General features: G+C 74.7%; 14 protein-coding genes. 4 read left to right on the forward strand and 10 right to left on the reverse strand.

Features of this window, described 5'->3' with window-relative positions:
- Window positions 1-29 precede the first annotated feature (29 nt).
- Entirely contained in the window at window positions 30-2,153 is a 2,124-nt protein-coding gene (locus tag ACZ6Y7_RS31030) for a glycogen debranching N-terminal domain-containing protein (protein ID WP_465761327.1), read from the reverse strand.
- Window positions 2,154-2,895: 742 nt separating this feature from the next.
- Here ACZ6Y7_RS31030 and ACZ6Y7_RS31035 point away from each other — a divergent pair.
- Window positions 2,896-4,209, forward strand: a complete 1,314-nt coding sequence (locus ACZ6Y7_RS31035) for an alpha/beta fold hydrolase (RefSeq protein WP_465761264.1) — start codon at window positions 2,896-2,898, stop codon at window positions 4,207-4,209.
- 31 nt (window positions 4,210-4,240) lie between these two features.
- Here ACZ6Y7_RS31035 and ACZ6Y7_RS31040 read toward each other — a convergent pair whose 3' ends face one another.
- Window positions 4,241-5,812: a DUF4192 domain-containing protein gene (locus ACZ6Y7_RS31040; protein WP_465761265.1), complete on the reverse strand. Its 1,572-nt coding sequence runs from the start codon at window positions 5,810-5,812 to the stop codon at window positions 4,241-4,243.
- Window positions 5,813-6,041: 229 nt separating this feature from the next.
- On the opposite strand from ACZ6Y7_RS31040, the gene ACZ6Y7_RS31045 reads away from it, so the two are divergent.
- The gene (locus ACZ6Y7_RS31045) at window positions 6,042-8,237 is read left to right on the forward strand and encodes a RecQ family ATP-dependent DNA helicase (protein ID WP_465761328.1); all 2,196 of its coding nucleotides are present in this window, start codon (window positions 6,042-6,044) and stop codon (window positions 8,235-8,237) included.
- 362 nt (window positions 8,238-8,599) lie between these two features.
- Window positions 8,600-9,259, forward strand: coding sequence for a hypothetical protein (locus ACZ6Y7_RS31050; protein WP_465761266.1), 660 nt, complete (start codon window positions 8,600-8,602; stop codon window positions 9,257-9,259).
- 324 nt (window positions 9,260-9,583) lie between these two features.
- Here the strand turns inward: ACZ6Y7_RS31050 and ACZ6Y7_RS31055 are convergent, their stop codons facing one another.
- From ACZ6Y7_RS31055 to ACZ6Y7_RS31065, 3 genes are all read right to left on the reverse strand, one after another.
- Complete coding sequence (locus ACZ6Y7_RS31055) at window positions 9,584-10,264, reverse strand: hypothetical protein (protein WP_465761267.1); 681 nt, start codon at window positions 10,262-10,264, stop codon at window positions 9,584-9,586.
- 101 nt (window positions 10,265-10,365) lie between these two features.
- A complete protein-coding gene (locus ACZ6Y7_RS31060) occupies window positions 10,366-11,064 on the reverse strand; it encodes a ribonuclease HII (RefSeq protein ID WP_465761268.1) in 699 nt (232 codons plus the stop codon).
- 88 nt (window positions 11,065-11,152) lie between these two features.
- Complete coding sequence (locus ACZ6Y7_RS31065; RefSeq protein ID WP_465761269.1) at window positions 11,153-11,704, reverse strand: TetR/AcrR family transcriptional regulator; 552 nt, start codon at window positions 11,702-11,704, stop codon at window positions 11,153-11,155.
- A gap of 444 nt (window positions 11,705-12,148) precedes the next feature.
- Here ACZ6Y7_RS31065 and ACZ6Y7_RS31070 point away from each other — a divergent pair, with 444 nt between their 5' ends.
- Window positions 12,149-13,696 (forward strand): MFS transporter, encoded by a 1,548-nt coding sequence (locus ACZ6Y7_RS31070; RefSeq protein ID WP_465761270.1) that lies wholly within the window; start codon window positions 12,149-12,151, stop codon window positions 13,694-13,696.
- A gap of 284 nt (window positions 13,697-13,980) precedes the next feature.
- On the opposite strand, the gene ACZ6Y7_RS31075 is transcribed toward ACZ6Y7_RS31070, so the two are convergent.
- The 5 genes from ACZ6Y7_RS31075 to ACZ6Y7_RS31095 all read right to left on the reverse strand — a co-directional run bounded on the left by ACZ6Y7_RS31075 (window position 13,981) and on the right by ACZ6Y7_RS31095 (window position 20,981).
- A complete protein-coding gene (locus ACZ6Y7_RS31075; RefSeq protein WP_465761271.1) occupies window positions 13,981-15,753 on the reverse strand; it encodes a DUF4153 domain-containing protein in 1,773 nt (590 codons plus the stop codon).
- Window positions 15,754-15,892: 139 nt separating this feature from the next.
- On the reverse strand, window positions 15,893-16,801 hold the full coding sequence (locus ACZ6Y7_RS31080) for a carbohydrate ABC transporter permease (RefSeq protein ID WP_465761272.1): 909 nt from the start codon (window positions 16,799-16,801) through the stop codon (window positions 15,893-15,895).
- Between the two features lie 125 nt (window positions 16,802-16,926).
- Window positions 16,927-17,994 carry a carbohydrate ABC transporter permease gene (locus tag ACZ6Y7_RS31085; RefSeq protein WP_465761273.1) on the reverse strand — a complete coding sequence of 356 codons (1,068 nt, stop codon included), beginning with the start codon at window positions 17,992-17,994 and terminating at the stop codon, window positions 16,927-16,929.
- A gap of 115 nt (window positions 17,995-18,109) precedes the next feature.
- Window positions 18,110-19,441: an ABC transporter substrate-binding protein gene (locus tag ACZ6Y7_RS31090; RefSeq protein WP_465761274.1), complete on the reverse strand. Its 1,332-nt coding sequence runs from the start codon at window positions 19,439-19,441 to the stop codon at window positions 18,110-18,112.
- 325 nt (window positions 19,442-19,766) lie between these two features.
- On the reverse strand, window positions 19,767-20,981 hold the full coding sequence (locus tag ACZ6Y7_RS31095) for a cytochrome P450 family protein (RefSeq protein WP_465761275.1): 1,215 nt from the start codon (window positions 20,979-20,981) through the stop codon (window positions 19,767-19,769).
- Between the last annotated feature and the right edge of the window lie 100 nt (window positions 20,982-21,081).

Consider the following 21,081-nt stretch of genomic DNA (forward strand, 5'->3'; position numbering starts at 1 on the left):
CACCAGAGCCGCGGGGCCGCGCGACCGCCTCAGCGGGCGACGAGCTGCAGGTCCGCGGACGCCTCCTCCACCATCGCCACGCCGATCCGGCTCACCCGGACGGAGAAGGGCTCGCCCGCCACCCGCAGTCCGGTCAGCTCCAGCTCGCCGAGCGGGGCGGTGCTGGCCGGACGGACCAGGACCCGGCCCCCCGGGACATCGGGCCGGACCCCGGCCAGGGCGAACACCGCGTGCGCGGCGCCGGCCGCCGAGACCGCCGCCGGGCGGCAGGCGGCCGGGTGCGGCACCGGCGGACAGCCGGGGGTGCGCTGCTCCCCCGCGTACATCTCCGGCAGCCGTCCCTCGAAGTGGGCGGCCGCGGCGAGCAGGCCCTCCAGCAGGGTGCCGGCTTCGTTCTCGTGACCGGCGTCGGCCAGACCGGCGATCGCCAGCGCGGTCTCCTGGACCCGTACGGCGCCGCCGCGGTGGCCCAGCGGGTTGAAGCGGGCGGACTTCGCGCTGAGGGTGCGCAGGCCCCATCCGCTGTCCAGCTCCGGCGCGACCAGGCGCTGGGCGAGCAGCCTGGTCTGCTCGCGGTCCAGCAGGCTCTCGTGCCGCTCGCCGTCGGCGGCGAGCCCGGTGTCCAGCAGGTGCACCAGGGAGGAGGCGACGGCGGGCAGCGGCTGGCCGCCCGGGGCGAGCCCCGCCGCGGGGCGGCCGCCGGAGAGGTCGTCGATCCAGAACCGCTCGCGGAAGCGTCCGCGCAGTCCGGCCGCCCAGCTCCGCCAGCCCTCGGCGCCCGGGCGGCCGAAGGCCTCCAGCAGCTCGGCGCCGTGCAGCGCGGCGCGGTGGGCCTGCGCCTGGACCTCCGCCCGGGCGGCGACCGGGTGCGCGGCGCGCTCCTCGACGGGGCGGCTCAGGTCGGTGACGAAGCCGTCCACCAGGCCGTCGCGCAGGGCGGCCAGGGCGCGCTCGGCGGCCGGGAGCAGTTCGGCGACCTCCGAGCGCGGCAGGCCCCAGCGCCACGATTCGGCCAGCACGGTGACGAACAGCAGGGTGGCCTCGGTCGCGGTGCAGGTGGGCGGCAGTTCCGGGCCTCCGTGTCGCAGGGCCCCCGGCAGCAGGCCCTCGGTGCGGCCCGGGGCGGCGGTGAGCTGCTGACGGCGGGCCAGCGCCCGGAGGGTGCCGGCGGCCAGCCGGGTGCCGAGCGGCAGGGTCAGCCGGGCCGCCCAGAGCGCGTCGGCCGGGGCGAGGCCGAAGCGCCAGGGCGCTCCGGACGCCGGGTAAAGGTCGGTCGGGCGGTCCGGATCGGCGAACAGCAGGGCGCCGAGGGCGTCCAGGGAGCGGGAGACCAGCGGGGCGGCCCGGGAGTCGTCGCTGCGGACCTCCGGCTCGGACCAGGGCAGCGGGACGCCGGTGCCGCGGCCGCCGGGCGGGCGCGGGCCGGTGGCGGTGCCCTCCAACTCGGTGCGCAGCTCGACCGACCAGCGGGCGCCGGGCTGCACCTCCAGGTCCCAGCGGAGCACCCCGGCGCCGGCCAGCACGGCGTGCGGGGAGGGCTTGGCACTCACCACGGCGCTGTGCACGGGGCCCGTCCAGCGCAGCCCGGCGGACTGCACCTGGCCCGGCAGGTCCGGCGGGCGGTGTCCGGCGGCGATCTCGGCGACCGGGCCGAGGTCGGTGCCGACGGCGATCTCCAGCGGTAGCCGGGCCGGCCGCACGCCGGTGTTGCGCACGACCACGGTCTCGACGCCGTCCGCGTGGCGCAGCCGCTCGACGGTGAGCGCCGGGTCCGGGTCGAGGTCGCCGGGGAGGCGGACGGCGCCGAGGAAGCGGGCCTGGGCGGTGCTGATCAGGGCGCCCTGGAGCGGGAGCGGCTCCATGCCGCCGAGCCGCAGCTCCATCCGGGCGAGCGCCCGGACGCCGTTGCGGTAGAAGCCGTGCAGACCGTGGCCGCGCAGCTGGCCGTCGGGGCCGGAAGCGGCCATCGCCGGGGCGTTGACGCAGATCACCGCGTGGTGGACGGCGGGCGGCTGCGGGCGCGGCGGGACCGCGGGGCGCCCCGGGCCGGCGGGGGCGCCCCCCGGGCCGGTCGGCGGGACCTGGTCGGGACGCCCGACCGGTCTCGGCGCGCCGAGCACGCTCTCGGCCGGCATGGCCTGTGGTGGCCTCATGGCGGTCACCGGACTCTCCTCCCCTCGGCGGTCCGGTGGCCTGGTCTGGCCGGTGGGCCGCGAGCATGCTCGATCGCGTGCTGATGGTGCCGGGCCGGCGGGGTGCCCCGTCGGCGGGTGTGCCGTGTCTGGCCGTACCCGGTGCCGGGTCGTGCCAAGCGGTGCCCGGCACCGGTCCGGTACCGCCTCCGCGCCTTCGCGCCGGGCCCTCCGCGCCGCCCGGTACGCCCCGTCAGGCCCGGTGCCCCGGCCCGCCGGTACCGCCCGCACTCCGCGGCCCTCGCCCGGCGCGCCGGCCGGGCCGAGCGGCGACCGGGCTCCGGCGCCGCATCCGGCCGAACGCCGTCGGCACCCGGGGTCGGCGGGTACCGTGCCGCCGGTCGGACTCCGCCCGGGCGCAGGGCCCCCGGGGTGAACGCCGCGCACGGCCGCCAGGTCACGGCCCGGCGCTCCGCCGCCGGTCGGAACCGGCCCCGCCGGGAGGTCGCGCCGCCTCCGCCGCGGCGCCCGCCGCGGGCTCTTCGTCGTCTGCGGCCGAAGCCCGGCTCCGCGCCTGCCGGGCCGTCCGCCGACGCGGCTCGCGGGGGCTCCGGCCGGTGTCCGCCGCCCGACCCCGCGGCCGGTGGCGGTCGAACCGGCGCTCGACCGCCGCCAGGATACGGTGCGGGGGTCGCGCCCCCGCACCCGGTGACCCCGTGAGCCGCGACGCCAGTGCTGTGACCAGCAGAGACCGAGGAGTTGCATGTCCACCATCAGCCGGCTGCCCGGGATTGCCGCCACCGACCACGTGTTCCAGGTCCCCCTCGACCACGCCGCCCCGCAGGGCGAGCAGATCGAGGTGTACGCCCGCGAGGTGGTGGCCGCCGGCCGCGAACGGGACGACCTGCCCTGGCTGCTCTTCCTCCAGGGCGGACCCGGCGGCAAGGCCGCCCGTCCGCTCGGCCGGGACTCCTGGCTGGACCGCGCGCTGGACGACTACCGGGTGCTCCTGCTCGACCAACGCGGCACCGGGCGCTCCACGCCCGCCAACCGGCAGACCCTCGCCCGCCGGGGCGGCGCGCGCGAACAGGCGGACTACCTGGCCCACTTCCGCGCGGACTCGATCGTCCGGGACGCCGAGCTGATCCGCACCCGGCTGCTCGGCGCCGACCAGCCCTGGAGCGTGCTCGGCCAGAGCTTCGGCGGCTTCTGCACCCTCACCTACCTCTCCGTCGCCCCCGAGGGCCTGACCGAGGCCTTCATCACCGGTGGCCTGGCCGGCCTCGGCAGCTCCGCGGACGACGTCTACCGCGCCGCCTACCCGCGCGTGGTCCGCAAGAACGAGGACCACTACGCCCGGTACCCGCAGGACGTCGAGGCGGTGCGGCGGATCGCCGCCCACCTCGCGGACTCCCCCGCGACCCTGCCGGACGGCGGGGTACTCACCGTCGAGGCGTTCCAGGCCCTCGGTCTGCTGCTCGGCGGCGGCAGCGGCTCCGGCACCCTGCACTACCTGCTGGAGGAGGCCTGGGTGGAGGGGGCGGCCGGGCCCGAGCTCTCCGACACCTTCCTGGCCGGCGCCCAGGCCCAGCTCTCCTTCGCGGGCAACCCGCTGTACGCGGTGCTGCACGAGTCGATCTACGGCCAGCGGTCGGCGGACCAGGGCGGCACCGCCTGGTCGGCCGAGCGGCTCCGCAAGGAGTTCCCGCAGTTCGACGCCCGGGCCGCGCTGGAGTCCGACGCACCGGTGCTGTTCACCGGGGAGATGATCTACCCCTGGATGTTCGACACCGACCCGGCGCTGCGCCCGCTGAAGGAGACCGCGGAGCTGCTCGCCGCCCGTACCGACTGGCCCGACCTGTACGACCGGGCGCGGCTGGCCGCCAACAGCGTGCCGGTCGTGGCGGCGGTGTACCACGACGACATGTACGTGGACACCGCCGACTCGCTGGAGACCGCGCGCGCGGTGCGCGGCCTGCGGACCTGGATCACCAACGAGTGGGAGCACGACGGCCTGCGGGTGAGCGGCCGCGCGGTGCTGGACCGCCTGATCGCGATGGCGCACGGCGAGGCGTAGCGGCCGACGGACCGGCGCGGCGGCGGGTGGCTCAGTGGGCACGACGGCCTCCCCTCGCCACCCGCCGGACCCCACGGCACCGCTGCGCGCCGCTCCCGGGGCGAGCCGTGGCGGGAGCGCACGCCGCTCGGCCGAGCCGCGGGCTCCGGGCCGCCGCCCGCTCCCCGGCCGAGCGGGCGCTCCCGGACATCGGGGGCCGCTCCGCCCGGGGCCGGCCGGGCGCGGTCAGCAGGGCGACCGGACCGGGCGCACCCGCGCCGGGGGCGGGCCCGCCGGGGCCGGCCGGGCCGGGATCGGACGGTGCCTGCGCGGGCGCCGTGCGCGTGCCCTTCCGGCGGCCGCCCCGGCGCCGTCGGCGCGCGCCGGAGGAGCGGCCGGAGCGTTCGTCGGCGGCCTCGCCCGCCGGGGGGAGGGGCGGCGCAGCCGCGGCGGGCGGCGGGTCGGCGGGCTGCGCCCCCTCGGCGGGCGGATCGTCGGCGGGCGGAGGGTCGCCGACCGGGGCCGGCGCGGGCGGTCGCTGTTCGCGCCGTCGCCGCTGGGCGTCCACGGCGGCCAGCAGCGCCGCGGGCGTCATGCCGTCGTTGAGCGACTCGTGGAGCAGCTCGGCCAGCAGGTAGTCCGGGGCGAGGCTCAGGACGTGGCCGAGCACGACCCGGGCCGTCGCCGTGTCCCCGGCGACCCAGGAGGCCCAGGCGAGCAGGGTGAGCGGGGCCACCGCGCAGCTCTCGTACGGCGGGACGGCGCGGCGGGCGAGGAAGCGCCAGAGCCGCTCGGCGGGAGCCAGCTCGGCGGGCCTGACGTACTCGACGCCGCGGTCCCGGACGGTCCGGTCCCGCAGGGCGAACAGCAGCCGGGCCGTCCGGTCCGGGTCGAGCTCCCGGACGCCGGCCGCGAACTCGGCGACCGCCTGGTCGAGCAGCCCGATGCCCTGCTCGCGGGATAGGGCGCCCGCGGCCGACTCGGCGTGTGCCAGCGCCCCGCGCTGGACGGCGTCCTCCGGCGGGCCGATCGGGACCAGCCCGCCGATGATCGCCTTCCGGCTGCCGCGCGGCACCAGGCCGGCCACCGTCGCGGCGGCCGCCGCCGGGCCCGGGTCGGGGCCGCGCCGCACCGGGTTGCCCGCCGGATCGCAGCACCCCGTGCCGCGGCAGAGGAAGGACCACCACCGGCCGCCCGAGACGCACAGCGACTCCTTGACGGCGACGCCCCGGCGCCCGAAGGCCGCCCTCAGGTCGTCGGCCAGCGGCCGCAGGCCGTCCACCACCGGCGGGGCGTGCGGTGCGCCGGGATCCTGGCAGAGGTAGAGGAGCACCTGGAGCGGACGGCCGCCGTGCCGCTCCGTGAGGGCCACCAGCAGGGCGGCCGTCTCCTCCGCGGCGGCCGGCCACTGGGCGGGCGAGTCCGGCAGGTCCGCCCGGATCACCCCGCCCTGGCGCAGGTCGGGGCCCTGCAGGCCGACCGCGACGATGCTGTCGTCGGGGTAGAACCCCAGCAGGTAGGGCAGCAGCTCGGCCATGTCGGCCGGACCGCGCATGACGACGGGCCGGTGCTCGGAGGCCGGGCCGAGGGACAGAATGACGTGTTCGTTGTTCATGGCGTTCATGACCGCAAGAGTGGACGCAATCCGCGAACGGCGCCGAAACCGATTTTTTTCTGTGGATAACTCCGCCTCCGACGCGCCACTCACTCATTCGGAGCAAGTGAAACCCCTTCCATGGAGTGGATTTTGAGCTCCGTTCAGCGGTACAGCAGATGAAATACATCCGGCCTTCTCCCTCGTCCCGACCCCGGGCATTCGCCGCTTGTCGGCGGCAGGGGGTTACATGGACGCCATGCAGCAGCCCGACACCCACACCACCGCCACCGCCGACCGCGCCGAGGTCCGGGCCCGGGCCGAGGCCGTCCTGCGCGAGCTCGCCGGCCCCGGCGCCGTCCTGCGCGAGGACCAGTGGACGGCCATCGAGGCCCTCGTGGTCGACCACCGCCGCGCCCTGGTCGTCCAGCGCACCGGCTGGGGGAAGTCCGCGGTCTACTTCATCGCCACCGCCCTGCTCCGGGCCCGCGGCGCCGGGCCCACGGTGATCGTCTCGCCGCTGCTCGCCCTGATGCGCAACCAGGTGGACTCGGCGGCCCGGGCCGGCATCCACGCGCGCACCATCAACTCCGCAAACACCGACGAGTGGGACGAGGTCCAGGCCGAGGTCGCCTCCGGAAAGGTCGACATCCTGCTGGTCAGCCCCGAGCGGCTGAACAACCCGGACTTCCGCGATCAGGTGCTGCCCAAGCTCGCCGCCTCCACCGGCCTGCTAGTGGTCGACGAGGCCCATTGCATCTCGGACTGGGGGCACGACTTCCGGCCCGACTACCGCCGGCTGCGCACCATGCTCGCCGAACTGTCGCCCGGGGTCCCGGTGCTGGCCACCACCGCCACCGCCAACGCCCGGGTCACCGCGGACGTCGCCGAGCAGCTCGGCACCGGCAGCTCCGACGAGCACGCGCTGGTGCTGCGCGGCCCGCTCGACCGGGAGAGCCTCACGCTGGGCGTGCTGGCGCTGCCCGACCCGGCGCACCGGCTCGCCTGGCTGGCCGACCACCTCGACCGGCTCCCCGGCTCGGGCATCGTCTACACCCTGACGGTGGCCGCGGCCGAGGAGGTGACGGCCTTCCTACGCGAGCGCGGTTTCCCGGTGGCCTCCTACTCCGGCCGCACCGAGGACGCCGAGCGCCGCACCGCCGAGGCCGACCTCCTGGCCAACCGGGTCAAGGCCCTGGTCGCCACCTCCGCGCTCGGCATGGGCTTCGACAAGCCGGACCTCGGCTTCGTCGTGCACCTCGGCTCGCCCAGCTCGCCGATCGCCTACTACCAGCAGGTCGGCCGGGCCGGGCGCGGCGTGGACCGGGCGGAGGTGCTGCTGCTGCCCGGGCGCGAGGACGAGGCGATCTGGCGCTACTTCGCCTCGCTGGCCTTCCCGCCGGAGGAGCAGGTGCGCCGCACCATCGACGCGCTGGCCGAGGCCGGCCGCCCGCTCTCCACCGCCGCCCTGGAGCCGCGGGTGGACCTGCGCCGGGCCCGGCTGGAGACCATGCTCAAGGTGCTGGACGTGGACGGCGCCGTCCGCCGGGTCAAGGGCGGCTGGACGGCCACCGGGCAGAGCTGGGCGTACGACACCGCCCGCTACGCCAAGGTCGCCGCCTCCCGGGAGGCGGAACAGCGGGCGATGCGCGACTACGCGGCGGCCACCGGCTGCCGGATGGAGTTCCTGCGCCGCCAGCTGGACGACGAGCAGGCCGCGCCGTGCGGGCGGTGCGACAACTGCGCGGGGCCGCTGCACACCCCGGACGTCTCCGCCGAGGCGCTGGCCGCCGCCCGGGCCGCGCTGGGGCGCCCGGGCGTGACCTTCGAGCCGCGCCGGCTCTGGCCCACCGGGATGGACGCGCTCGGGGTGCCGCTCAAGGGCCGGATCCCGGCCGGCGAGCAGGCCGGGACCGGCCGGGCGCTCGGCCGGCTGTCCGACATCGGCTGGGGCAACCGGCTGCGCACCCTGCTGGCCGAACAGGCACCGGACGTGCCGGTGCCCGGCGAGGCGGTGGACGCGCTGGTGGCGGTGCTCGCCGACTGGGCGCGCGGACCGGGCGGCTGGGCCGGGCCCGCGCCGACGGAGGGCAGCCGACTGGAGCGGCCGGTCGGCGTGGTGACCATGGCCTCCTCGTCCCGCCCCCAGCTGGTCGGCAGCCTCGGCGCGCGGATCGCCGAGATCGGCCGGCTGCCGCTGCTCGGCCGGATCGAGTACGCGGGCGGGCTCGCGCCGCACGGGGCCCGCAGCAACAGCGCCCAACGGCTGCACTCGCTGGCCGGAGCGCTGACCCTGCCGCCGGAGCTGGAGCAGGCGGTCGCGACCGCCGGAGGGCCGGTGCTGCTGGTGGACGACCTCGTCGACTCCGGCTGGACGGTCACCGTGGCCGCCCGGCTGCTGCGCCGGGCCGGGGCGAGCGCGGTGCTGCCGCTGGTGCTCGCCGTTCAGGGGTGACGGGAGGGAGCGGGCCGGCAGGACGGCGGCCTTCACTCGAATGGCCTAACGGAAAGGATCAAGCGAGGCGATTTCGATCACACGGCCCAGCCGATCGGAGAAAGGAGTGGCCAATGCGCCATTGACGACCCGCCCCGCGCTCCGCATGTCGCGGATCAAGGCCCGGCAGCGCTCAGGCGGCGCTCGGCCCGCGGTGGAACATATCCGGCAGACCATGGGCTTTCGGGTGGCGTTCATCATTTCATCGTTGCCGCTCCGCCCCCGATGCCCCGAGAATCGGGGGGTACCCGAAACTCGGTCCGCCGGACCAGCCCTTCGGCGTACTCAGGCACCCGGCTGCCCGCGGGTCAGGAAGGAGGATCGTGATCAACGGCTTCGACCGAGGTCAGAATCCCCTCTCCCGGAGTTCGGCACCCAGACGGGTACTGGACTTGGAGACCTGGACCGCCTCGGGGATCCCGTTGCTGCGCGACCCCCGCGAGTTCGTCCTGGAGCTGCACCAGCGCCACCTGCCCCAACCGGGCACGGTCGTGGTCGCCGTCCTGGACGCGCTCCACCACCTCGCCGCGTCGGCCTCCTTCACCCCCTGGCCGCACGACACCGACGGCTGGCAGCACCGCAACGCCCTGCTGTACAACCTGCGCCGGGTCGTGCCGCACGACCTGCGGCTGCCCGAGCCGACCCGCACGGCCGTGGTGCTGCGTTGCCGCGACGGCGCACCCGGCTGGACGGAGCAGGACGGCGCCTGGATGTGGGCGCTGCGGGACGCGGCCGCGCTGCACGGGCTGCGCTGCGGCGCGTACATCGGGCTCACCCCGGCGGGCTGGCAGGTCCTCGGAGACGGGCGGAGCGGGCGCAGTCCGCACGCGGGTTCATGGACCGACGGACCGGTGCACACCGTGACGGAGCTGCCGCCGCGCTCGGCACTCGGCGACGCGCAGCGGCCCCCGCAGTCCGAGCTGCCGTGGAGCCCGGCGCGGGTCACGGCGGCCGGGCCGACCCGCCGCACCGGCACGCGCTGAGTCCGTGCCGGGCCGCGCGGGCGGACGGCCGCCGGTCGGGCAGCCGGACGGACGCACGGCACGGCACGGCAGGACGTCACGCGCGGCAGGAAGTCCCGGCGCGGATGCCCTGGCACGGCACGGCACAGCAGGAAGCCACGGCACGGCGCTTCAGGACGTCACGGCGCGCACGTCACCGCACGAAGGTCCACGGCACGAAGGTCACGGCGCGGAGCGATGGCGCGGCGCCACCCTCCGCGAGGGCGGGCTCCCCGGACCGCCCGCCGCAGGACGGAGGTCGGGCCCGGCACCGTGCGGTACCGGGCCCGGAACGGAACGGCTGGGTCAGGCCTTGACCGGGCGGCCGGGTGCGGCGCCGGCCGCCCCCGCGGTCGCCGGGCCCGCGTCGCCGCAGACCACCAGCAGGGCGGTCGCACGGCCGAGCGCCTCGGTGTACGCCTCGGCGGCCCGGGCGGGCGTCCCGCCGTTGACCACCAGGACGACCACCTCGCGGCGGGCCGGACGGGTCAGCGCGGCGTCCGCGTAGAACACGTCCCCGCCGTCGGCGAGCTGCGCCCAGTAGCGCTCCTCGCCGAAGGAGAGCTCGTGCTGCTGCCAGGGGTGCGCCTCGCCGACCGTCAGCACCAGGATGTCGCCCGGGTTGCGGCCGGAGTCCAGCAGCAGGTCGACCGCGTCGTCGGCGCGCTCCAGCGCCTGGTGCGCGGCGGCCTCGATCCGCTGGACGTCCACCTGCGGCGCGGCGGGCGCCGGAATGCGCGGCGCCGGGCCGGGCTTGGGGATCAGCCCCGGCGGACCGGGCCGGGCGGCGCGCGGCGGGGCCGGGCGCGGCGGCGCCGGCCGGGGGCCGGGCACCGGAGCCGGGGCGGCGACGGTGGTGGGTGCGGTGGCGGGTGCGCCGCCGGTGGCAGGCGCGTGGAGGGCTTGTGCGTCCGACTCTCGGGGGAAGGGAACGCCGGGGCCCGGGAGGCTCTCGTGAATCTCCGGCTCCTCGGGGAAGACAGGCATACCCGGATATCTATCAAATGCCGGTCGGACGCGCACGGGCGCCCCACCCATTGGGCACCGAACTCCCGCCACCCCCACCCGGGGCAATTCCAGACGGACCGTCAGAAACCGAGCGTCAACTGTTCGTCAGCGGACCCCGGACCCCCGCCCGCGAGCGCCCGGACGTGCTTGAGGTGGCGCCACTTCGGCAGACCGTCCATGTACGCCCAGGAGACGCGGTGGTGCTCGGTGGGGCCGAGTTCCTCCAGTGCGGCGCGGTGCACCGGGGAGGGGTAGCCGGCGTTGTCGGCGAAGCCGTAGTCGGGGCACCCCTCGCCCACGTCGGCCATCAGGCCGTCGCGGTGGACCTTGGCGAGCACCGAGGCGGCGGCGACGCAGACGCAGGACTGGTCGCCCTTGATCACCGTGCGCACCCGCCAGGGGCCGCCGAGGTAGTCGTGCTTGCCGTCGAGGATCACCGCGTCGGGCTCGACCGGCAGCGCCTCCAGCGCGCGCACGGCGGCCAGGCGCAGCGCCGCCGTCATGCCGAGTTCGTCGCACTCCTGCGGCGAGGCCTGCCCGAGGGCGTAGGCGGTGACCCAGTCGGCCAGGACCGGGGCGAGCGCGCGGCGGCGCAGTTCGGTGAGCAGCTTGGAATCCGTCAGCCCCTCGGGCGCCTTGCGCAGGCCGGTGACGGCAGCGCCCACGGTGACCGGACCGGCCCAGGCGCCGCGCCCGACCTCGTCCAGACCGACCACGATCCTGGCGCCGGCCCGGCGGAGCGAGCGTTCGACGGAGTGCGTCGGCGGGACGATGGGCATGGCGGCTTCCGTTCAACTGGGGCAGCCTCCAGCCTAAGCCCGCCGCACACCCGCCGGATCCACCGCCCTCGGGCCCGCGGCCCGGATCTCAGGACCGGATCATCGGCTGCAGGACTTCGTCCACCAGCCGGGTGGCGAACTCCGGTGCCAGGTCCTGGAATCCGCGGATCTTGGCCTGGTAGAGCAGCATCGCCGGGATGACGTCGGCCACCAGTGGCGTGGCCGCACCGGGCCGCACGTCCCCGCGCTCGGCACCGCGGCGGAGGATCTCCAGGATGGTCGCCGTGGTCGGCCCGATGACCCGGTCCTCGAGGAAGCCCTTGAAGACCTCGGCCTGCTCCTGGTCGATCTCGGCCATCAGCGCGTGCAGGGCAGCGCCCACCCGGGATGTCACCGCGACCGTGAACGTCTCGATGAGCTGCAGGAGTTCGTCCCGAGCGGCCCCGAGGTCGGGGGTGTCGTAAGGGCGTGGAAGAGTGGCGTCCAGGGCGTCGATGACGAGTTCGTCCTTGGACGCCCAGCGCCGGTAGAGCGCGGCCTTCCCGGTCCGCGCCGCACCGGCGACGCCTTCCATGGTCAGCCGCGCGTATCCACCGGAGGTGAGCTGGTCGATCGTGGCCTCGAAGATCGCGTTCTCCAACTCCTTGCCCCGGCGACGGCCCGGCCGCGCCAGGGCCTGATGGGCGGTCCGGACCGGGCAGCCGCCCGGGGCCCCCGAGGACCCGGCCGCGCCGGCCACCCCGGAGACACCTGCGGGAGAGGTCGCTCCCGCGGGCGAGGACGCCTCAGCCGTCGGTCCGCCCTCCGACCCGTCCACCGGCCCGCCCGCCGACGTGCCGGCCGACCGTTCCGCCGACCGTTCCGCCGACCGGCCGGACCGGTCCGCCACCAGGCGCCGCACCAACCGTTCCATCCCCACCACCCTTAAGGAACGCTTGCGTTCACAATCACGCTCAGGATATCGTCCAGATTAGTGAACGATCCCGTTCCTTCCCGGTCTGCGCAAGGGCGCAGCGCCAATCTCGGACGCCGGCGCTCGGCCGGGTCCACAGCACCGAGCACGTAGCCAGCAGGGGGCACATTCGTGGCTATCTCCGACACGCTCAACAAGAACTCACCACCGCAGGCCGGAAAGGGGCGGGGCAAGGGCATCACCCTGACCGTCATCGCGGCCACCCAGCTCATGGTGGTGCTCGACGCGACCATCGTGAACATCGCGCTGCCGCACATCAAGGACGCCCTGAACTTCTCGACCACCGACCTGTCGTGGGTCATCAACGCCTACACGCTGACCTTCGGCGGCCTGCTGCTGCTCGGCGGTCGCGCGGGTGACATCCTCGGCCGCCGCCGGGTGTTCATCTTCGGCACCCTGCTGTTCGGCCTGGCCTCGCTGCTCGGCGGTTTCGCCCAGGACAGCGGCCTGCTGCTGGCCGCCCGCGCGCTCCAGGGCATCGGTGGCGCGATCTGCTCCCCGACCGCGTTCGCGCTGATCGCCACCAACTTCGAGGAGGGGCCGGAGCGCAACAAGGCGTTCGGCGTGTTCTCGGCGGTGGCCGGCTCGGGCGCCGCGATCGGCCTGCTGGCCGGCGGCCTGCTCACCGAATACCTGAACTGGCGCTGGGTGTTCTTCGTCAACGTGCCGATCGCGATCCTGATCGCGATCGCCGCGCCGCGCTACATCGCCGAGTCCGAGCGCCACCCGGGCCGATTCGACCTGCCCGGCGCGCTCACCTCGACGCTCGGCCTGGTCGGCCTGGTCTACGGCTTCATCCGGGCCGCCTCGGACGGCTGGTCGGACAGCGTCACGCTCGGCTCCTTCGCGGCCGGTGCCGTCCTGCTGGCCGCCTTCCTCGTGATCGAGACCCGCACCGACCAGCCGATCACCCCGCTGCACCTGTTCGCCGACCGCAACCGCACCGGCGGTCTGGTGATGATGCTCTGCCTGGCCGCGGCCATGTTCGGCATCTTCTTCTACGTGGTGCTGTTCGTGCAGGGCCCGCTCGGCTACAGCCCGCTGATGGCCGGTGTCTCCTTCCTGCCGATCAGCGTCTCGATCATCATCGCGGCACAGCTCGCGTCCAACCTCCAGGCCAAGTACGGCCCGAAGCCGTTCATGGCGGGCGGCGCGCTGCTGGTCACCGTCGGCCTCACCTGGCTGACCCAGATGGGCAAGGACAGCGGCTACCTGGACGGGGTGCTCGGCCCCACGGTGGTGTTCGGCTTCGGCATGGGCTTGATCTTCGTGCCGGTGATGCTGCTCGCCGTCGCGGGCGTCCCTGGCGAGGAGACCGGTGCCGCCTCAGGACTGCTCAACTCGATGCAGCAGATCGGCGGTTCGCTCGGCCTGTCGATCCTGACCACGGTCTTCGCGCACTACGCGACGGCGGAATCCGCCGTGCAGCTGCCGAAGTTCATGGAGAGCGCGACCCCGGAGCAACTGGGCTACCTCCAGCAGCACCATGAGTTCCCGGCGGGCACCGACGCCGCCAACACCGTGCTCACCCAGGGCATTTCGCACGGCTTCATCGTGGGTGCCGCGCTCGCGGCGGTCGCCCTGCTGGTCGCGGTCTTCGTGATCAAGGCCAAGGCCGGCGACCTGCCGAGCGGTGACACCGCCGTGGCGATGCACTGACGCCGGTAGGGCATCGGCACCGAGCCGACACGGCACGGCACGGCACGGCACGGCACGGCACCAGCCGACACGGCACGACACCGCGCCGACGTGGCGCCGCGCCGACACGGCACCGAGGGCCGACCGGGAGCAGCACGCTCCCGGTCGGCCCTCCGCCTTCCCCGCCGCCCCCGGCACCGGCCCGACGCCGCGGACATCGACCCCGGACATCGACCCCGGCGATCACCCCCGGACATCGACCCCCGCGCGGGCCCGAGCATCGGCCCCCGGGCCCGGGCCGGCGGCTACCAGTCCGTGTCCGCCAGCCCCGCCCGGTCACAGGCCCGGCGGCCGATCATCGGCGAGTCCTCGACCGGCGGCCGCTCCGCGAGGATCCGCCGGGCCCGGGCGGCCGCGAGGTCGGTCGCGTACCAGGGCGTCGCGGCCGGGCCCAGGTCCTGGGCGATCAGCTGCAGCGCGCAGCTGCGCTGCGGCTCGGGGAGCCGGTCCAGGGCGGGCACCGCGTCCGCCGACAGGTCGCGGACGTTGCGCAGGTCGATCGACGCGCTGCGCGGGTCGGCGCGCAGGGCCTGCTCGTACCGGCCGACGTTCTGGTCCGCGATGATCGCGTCCGGGCCCATCAGGCCGTACACCGCGAGGGTGAGCCCCCCGCTGAGGACGACGACGCGCGGCAGCCAGCCGGTGCGGCGGGTCAGGCCGGCGGCGATCAGCAGCAGGAAGACGACGCCCAGCCAGATCTCGACCACGAGCACCCAGAGCCGCAGCCGGGTGAGCCCGGAGGCGTCCACGTAGAACCACATCCGGCCGAGCGCCGCGGCGACCACGGCCAGCGCCAGCACGCAGAGCAGCCCGAGCAGGATCCGCGCCAGCCGGCGGTCGGCGGCGGTGGTGCGCGGCGCCCAGCGCTTGGCGACCGCCACCACGACCAGGGTCAGCACGGTGATCACGCTCAGCTGCCAGAAGCCCTGGCGGGCGTATTCGGAGCGGCTCATCCCGGTGTTGCGCAGCACGGCGTCCGCGCCGCCGAGCACCACCACGGCCTGGACCACCGCGAAGACCCCGAACAGGAGGTTCAGCGCGGCCAGCGGCAGCGCCCACTCCAGCCGCCGCCGCTCCCGGCCCGGCGGGATGGTCGTGCGGTCCCAGCGGCGCGGCCCGGCGGCCATGTGGGCGAAGCCCAGCGCGGTCAGCGTCCCGAGCACGAACAGCAGGGTGCGGCCGGGGAGTTGGTCGAGCTGGAGGTCCGGGCTGAGGTTGCCCAGCAGGTCCGCCATGGCGGCGTCGGCGCCGGCGAACAGCATGCCGAAGACGGTCAGCAGGACGGCGGCGACCGCGAGCGCCTTGAGCACCGGGACGATCCGGTCCCGGCCGGGCAGCGGCCGCCGGCCCCGACCCTTCCAGGCCCAGGCCGCCGAGGGCGCCAGCTGCCACAGGATGCCGGGCAGCGGGAGCACCACGCCCGGCCAGCGACGCCCGCCGTGCAGGGCCAGTGAGGCCAGCGCGAGCGCACCGAGCAGGGCCGACGCCCCGGGCCAGCCGGCGTCCCAGCAGGCCGGGACGGCGAGCAGGGCGAGGGCGAGCAGGCTCCACACCACCGTCCAGGGCCGGAGCCGGCGGCCGGCCGCCCGGGCGGCGAACCCGGCTCCGGCGGCCCCGACGGCGGCGAGCAGCAGCAGGTCGGGGCCGAGGCCGTCGTAGAGCTGCCAGGCCGTGAGCAGGCCGGTGGCCGACGCCGCCAGGAGGACCTTCGGGCCGGCCGCCGCCCGCCGCTCCGGGTCGCTGCGGCGCAGCCAGGAGGAGACCGAGGGCTGCCGCGGACCGGCTGCCGCCCGCTGCGGGCCCCGGCCCGCCGAACGGTGCGCACCCCGGCCCGCCGAACGGTACGGCGCGTACGGGTCGAAGGGGTCGTACGGGGCCTCGGCGACATCGACCGGGCCGTGCCCGTCGCCGTCGGGGCCGTCCTCGACGTCCGCCGGCTCGTTCGCCGGGCCGGTCGGGTCGAGCGGCCCGGCCGGTCCGGACGCGTCGGACGAGGCAGGCGTGGACGGGCCTGGCATGAGTCCCCCTCAGTGGTCGACAGGCATGCGGAAGCCGCCCTCGGGGTGGTCCCCCGATGGGCGCGCCGGGCGCCGCATCGCTGACTGTAGACCATTCTGAACAGGTTCAAAAGTTGGTTCTGAACGCGTTCAGAACCAACTAGCCCTTCACCGACCCGGCCAGCAGCCCCCGGACGAAGTACCGCTGCAGGCTGAAGAAGACGATCAACGGCACGAGGATCGACAGGAACGCCCCGGCCGTCAGCAGCTCCCAGCGCCCGCCGAGGGAACCCGACAGCTGCGCCAGCCGCACCGTCATCGGCGCCACCTCGGGCGTGCCGCCCGCGAAGGTCAGCGCGACCAGCAGGTCGTTCCAGACCCAGAGGAACTGGAAGATCGCGAACGAGGCCAGCGCCGGCGCGCTCAACGGCAGCACGATCGAGCGGAAGATCTTGAAGTGCGAGGCGCCGTCCACCACCGCCGCCTCCATCAGGTCGCGCGGCAGCTGCGCGATGAAGTTGTGCAGCAGGAACACCGCGAGCGGCATCGCGAACATGGTGTGCGCCAGCCAGACCGGAGCGTAGCTGCCCTGGAGGTCCACCGCCGGCACCAGCGTCAACGAGCCCAGGTGCGCACCGCTGGAGAACAGCCGCAGCAACGGGATCAGCGCCATCTGGAGCGGTACCACCTGCAACGCGAACACCGTGAAGAACACCACGTCGCTCCCCCGGAACCGCACCCAGGCCAGCGCGTACGCCGCCATCGCCGCGAGCACCAGCGGGAAGACGGTCGCCGGGACGCTGATCGCCAGCGAGTTCACCAGGAACGGCATCAGGCCGGTGGAGGCGCCCGAGCCGCCCTCGAACAGGACGGAGTGGTAGTTGCCGAGGCCGAAGTCCGGGTGCAGCAGCGAGCTCCACCAGCCGCTGGAGGTCACGTCCTGCTTGGGCCGCAGCGAGGTCACCAGCAGGCCCAGCGTGGGGATCGTCCAGAGCACCGTCATCGCGATCACGAACACCGAGGCCAGCGGGCTGCTGAAGGCCTTGCGGACCGGGTTCCCGCCGCCCACGGCGACAGCGGCCCGTGCGCCGCCGCCCGGGCCGCCCACGGCAACGGCGGCACCGGCGCCGCCCACGGCGGCAGCGCCACCCGCGCCGGCGTTCCCCCCGGGAACGGAATCCTTCCGAAGCGAGGTCACCGCACCTCACGCTCCTTCCGCAGCTGGACGATGTTGTAGGCCACCAGCGGCAGCACCGCGAGGAAGAGGATCACCGCGAGGGCGCTCCCCCGTCCGGAGTTGAACTGCACGAAGGACTGCGAGTACATCTCGTTGGCCAGCACCTGGGTGCCGAAGTTTCCGCCGGTCATGGTGCGGACGATGTCGAAGGCCTTCAGCGTGATGATCATGACGGTGGTCAGCACCACCATCACCGTGGTGCGGATCATCGGCACCGTGACGTACCAGAAGAGCCGCACCCCGCTCGCGCCGTCCAGCCGGGCCGCCTCCACGACCTCGTCCGGGATCGCCTTGATCGCCGCCGACAGCACCACCATCGCGAAGCCGGTCTGCACCCAGACCAGCACCGCCATCAGCAGGAAGGTGTTCAACGGCTGCGACAGCATCCAGTTCGGCGGGTCGTCCCAGCCCGCCGCGACGGCCAGTCGGCTGAGCAGGCCGATCTGCGGCTGCCCCGGTCCGCGCGACTCGTAGACGAACTTGAAGATGATCGAGGCGCCGACCAGCGAGATCGCCATCGGCATGAAGATCAGCGACTTGTAGACCGACTGGCCGCGCATCCGGTCCACCAGCAGCGCCAGCACCAGCCCCAGCCCGGTCGCCACCAGCGGGGCGACCACCAGCCACAGCAGGGTGTTCAGCAGCACCTTCTGCACCGAGTCGGTGGTGAGGGCCCAGCCGAAGTTCTCACCGCCGACGAACCGGCTGCCGTCGTCGTTCTGCAGGCTCAGGTAGACCGTGCGGACCAGCGGCACCACCAGGCCGACCGCCAGCAGCAGCACCGCCGGGCCGAGGAACACGGCGACGCTCAGCGGGCGGGACAGCCGGCCGCGGGCCCGGCCGGCGACCAGGAAGACGACCAGCAGGATGCCGAGGAAGCCCGCGACGGCACCGAAGGTGTTGCCGAGTTTGACCGCCGCGTCACCCCAGGCGCCGACCGCCAGTCTCTCGGGGGCCGGCCCTCCGGCGGCCGGTCCCCCGGCGGCCAGGGCGGCTAGGGGTGACGGGAATCCGGGTACGGACATGGCTGCGCGTCCCTTCGGGTCCGGTGGGAAGGGGGTGGGCGGTGCGGGTGGGTGGCCCCGCACCGCCCTCGACAGGTGGTCCTGTGCCGCGCCGGGAAGGGCCGCGGCGAACCGGCTACTGCGGCCAGGCGGCGTCGATGTCGGCGGCCGTCTTCTGGATCGACTGCCCCTCCGCGAACCAGGCGGTCAGCGACTTCCACTCCTGTCCGGCCCCGACGGCGGCCGGCATCAGGTCCGAGCCGTCGAAGCGGAAGGTGGCCGCCGGGTCGGTCAGCGCCTCGGCGGACAGCTTGTCGATCGGGTCGGTGTACAGGCTCTTGTCCACGCCCTGGTTGGCCGAGACCCAGCCGCTCGCGGTCTTCACGCGGCTGCTCGCCCAGTCCGCGCTGGACAGGTAGTTCTGCACCGCCTGCACCTCGGGCCGGCTGGCGAAGGCGGCCAGGAACTCGCCGCCGCCCTCCACCGGGTTGGCGACGGACGGGTTCACCGCGGGCAGGTGGAAGGCGAAGACGTCCCCGTCCGGACCGACCTTGGTGCCCTTGGGCCACTGCGCCTCGTAGAAGGACGCCTGCTGCAGCATCATGCACTTGCCGCTCAGGACGGGCGTGCCCGCGTCCTGGAAGGTCGTGGTGGCGATCGACTTCACGTCACCGAAGCCCGCGTTGACCCAGGCCGGGTTCTGCATCCAGTCGGCGACCGTCCGCATCGCCGTGGTGATCTTCTCGTCGGAGAACTTCACCTTGTGGCCGACCCACTGGTCGTACACCTCGCCGCCGTAGCTGCCCAGCACCACCTCCTCCAGCCAGTCGGTGGCCGGCCAGCCGGTGGCCGTGCCGGAGGCGATGCCGCCGCACCACGGCTTGGGGCCGCCCGCCTTGGCGATCCGGTCGCTGAGCGCCATCAGGTCCGCCCAGGTCTTCGGCGCCTCGTAGCCGGCCGCCTTGAAGGCCTTCGGCGAGTACCAGACCAGCGACTTCATGTTGGCGCTCATCGGGGCCGCGTAGAAGGTGCCGTTGACCGATCCGTAGGTCTTCCAGATCGGGCTCCACTTGTCCTGGTTGGCGACGGTCTGCGCGGGCGGTTTGGCCACCTTGCCGCTCTTCACCATCTGCGCCAGCAGGCCCGGCTGCGGGATGATCGCGAAGTCCGGGGCGTTGCCGCCGGCCACCCGGACCGGGAGCTGCGACTCGAAGTCGTTCGAGCCCTCGTAACTGATCTTGATCCCGGTGCACGTGCTGAACCCGGCCCAGGACTTCTCCAGGTTGTCCGACTCCGGGCTCAGGATGGAGGCGAACATCGTCACGGTGGTGCCCGAATGACCGGCGTACGGCTGGTACTTGGCGCAGTCGCCGGTCAACGACTGGGCAGCCCCACCGCCGCCACCCGAACTGCCGGAACTGTTGGAGCAGGCCGCGGTCAGCGCCAGCGCCGCCAACAGGGCGGGCACGGCGGCCGATCGGCGGCGGCGACTCGGTTGCGGCGCTGTCGGGTTGGGAGTCAATGCGGTCCTCCTCGCCAGGGCATTGCTGCCGGTGGTGACTGAACGACATTGCGCTGTACCGGAGATGGGCCTACAGGGATCAAGGGCCGAACGGCGGCCGGACTGATCGAAGACGTTAACGCAGCAGCAGCCCCCCGCCAAGGTCTGCGTTCGACCTTCACCCCTCGGTATCCGGACCGTGACCGACGACCAGGCGTTTTCCGGAGCCCCGCCACCAGAAGTCGAAGGCCCCGCCCGGAAACCCGGACGGGGCCCGTCTCATGACGTTACGTCAGAACAGCCGAACCGGCAGCTCCAGCAGGCTGTTCACCACCAGCGACGGGCTCGGCCGCAGCTCGGCGTCCGGCACCGCGAGCGACAGCTTCGGGAACCGCTCGAACAGCGCCGGCAGCGCCACCCCCGCCTCCAGCCGGGCCAGCGGCGAACCCGGGCAGACGTGCGGACCGTGGCCGAAGGACAGGTGACGGCTGGGGCCACGGGTGACGTCGAACACCTCCGCCGTCACCCCGTGCTGCAACGGGTCCCGGCCGATCGCGTTGTACGAGACCAGCACCGGATCGCCCGCCGGGATCACCACGTCGCCGACCGGGATGTCGGCGGCCGCGAAGCGGAACAGGAAGTTGCTGGTGGGCGGCGTCCAGCGGAGCGACTCCTCGACCACCGCGTCCCAGGAGACCCGGCCCGAGCGCACCAGCTCCAGCTGGTCCGGGTGCGCCAGCAGCGCCCGCACCGCGTTGCCGATGAGGTTCACCGTGGTCTCGTGACCGGCCGCGATGATCACCCGCAGGGTGGCCGCCGCCTCCGCGTCGGTCAGCGCCCCGCCCTCGGCGTCGGCCGCCAGCAGCGCGCTCGCCAGGTCCTCGCCGGGCGCCGAACGACGCTGCGCCACCAGGTCGTTGACGAAGGCGTTCAGCCCGGCGATGGTCGCCTGGATGCCCGCCGGGTCCGGCTTGATGCCGAAGAACCGCTCGTACAGGTCGCGCAGCACGCCGTGGTCCGACTCCGGCACGCCCAGCAGCGAGCAGATCACCGTCATCGGCAGCGGGAAGGCGAAGGCCGTCTTCAGGTCGACCTCCGGCTCCCCCGCCGCCACGGCGTCCAGCAGCGCGTGGGTGATCTCCACGACGCGCGGACGCATCAGCTCCACCCGGCGCGGGGTGAAGGCCTGCGCGACCAGCGCCCGCAGCCGGCGGTGCGCCGCGCCGTCCGTGGTCACCATGCTCGGACCGGGCACCGCCAGGCCGATCAGCGGCCAGGTCTTCGGCACCTCCCCGCGCTGGTAGGCCGCCCAGTGGGCGGCGTCCTTCACCAGCCGGGCGTCCGTCAGCAGCTCGCGGGCCTCCGCGTGCCGGGCCACCGCCCAGGCGGAAACCCCACCGGGCAGCACGACCGGCACCACCGGACCGGCGGCCCGCAGCAGGGCGCCCTCGGCCGCGTTGTCACGGGCCAGCGGGTCGAGGACGATCGGGGCCGGGGCGGCGGTCATCGGCAACTCTCCTTCGGATCCCTGACGGATCTCTCTCTCGGACGTACAGCGACCGGACGTACAGCGACCGGACGTACAGCGACCGGACGTTCGGCGCACC

This window comes from Kitasatospora sp. NPDC053308, assembly GCF_055585785.1.

What these genes read in the sequence shown, in the direction of transcription:
- ACZ6Y7_RS31030 (WP_465761327.1), bottom strand. Translation starts at nt 2,153, where the DNA reads ATGAGGCCACCACAGGCCATGCCGGCCGAGAGCGTGCTCGGCGCGCCG.
- ACZ6Y7_RS31035 (WP_465761264.1), top strand. Translation starts at nt 2,896, where the DNA reads ATGTCCACCATCAGCCGGCTGCCCGGGATTGCCGCCACCGACCACGTG.
- ACZ6Y7_RS31040 (WP_465761265.1), bottom strand. Translation starts at nt 5,812, where the DNA reads ATGAACGCCATGAACAACGAACACGTCATTCTGTCCCTCGGCCCGGCC.
- ACZ6Y7_RS31045 (WP_465761328.1), top strand. Translation starts at nt 6,042, where the DNA reads ATGCAGCAGCCCGACACCCACACCACCGCCACCGCCGACCGCGCCGAG.
- ACZ6Y7_RS31055 (WP_465761267.1), bottom strand. Translation starts at nt 10,264, where the DNA reads ATGCCTGTCTTCCCCGAGGAGCCGGAGATTCACGAGAGCCTCCCGGGC.
- ACZ6Y7_RS31060 (WP_465761268.1), bottom strand. Translation starts at nt 11,064, where the DNA reads ATGCCCATCGTCCCGCCGACGCACTCCGTCGAACGCTCGCTCCGCCGG.
- ACZ6Y7_RS31075 (WP_465761271.1), bottom strand. Translation starts at nt 15,753, where the DNA reads ATGCCAGGCCCGTCCACGCCTGCCTCGTCCGACGCGTCCGGACCGGCC.
- ACZ6Y7_RS31085 (WP_465761273.1), bottom strand. Translation starts at nt 17,994, where the DNA reads ATGTCCGTACCCGGATTCCCGTCACCCCTAGCCGCCCTGGCCGCCGGG.
- ACZ6Y7_RS31095 (WP_465761275.1), bottom strand. Translation starts at nt 20,981, where the DNA reads ATGACCGCCGCCCCGGCCCCGATCGTCCTCGACCCGCTGGCCCGTGAC.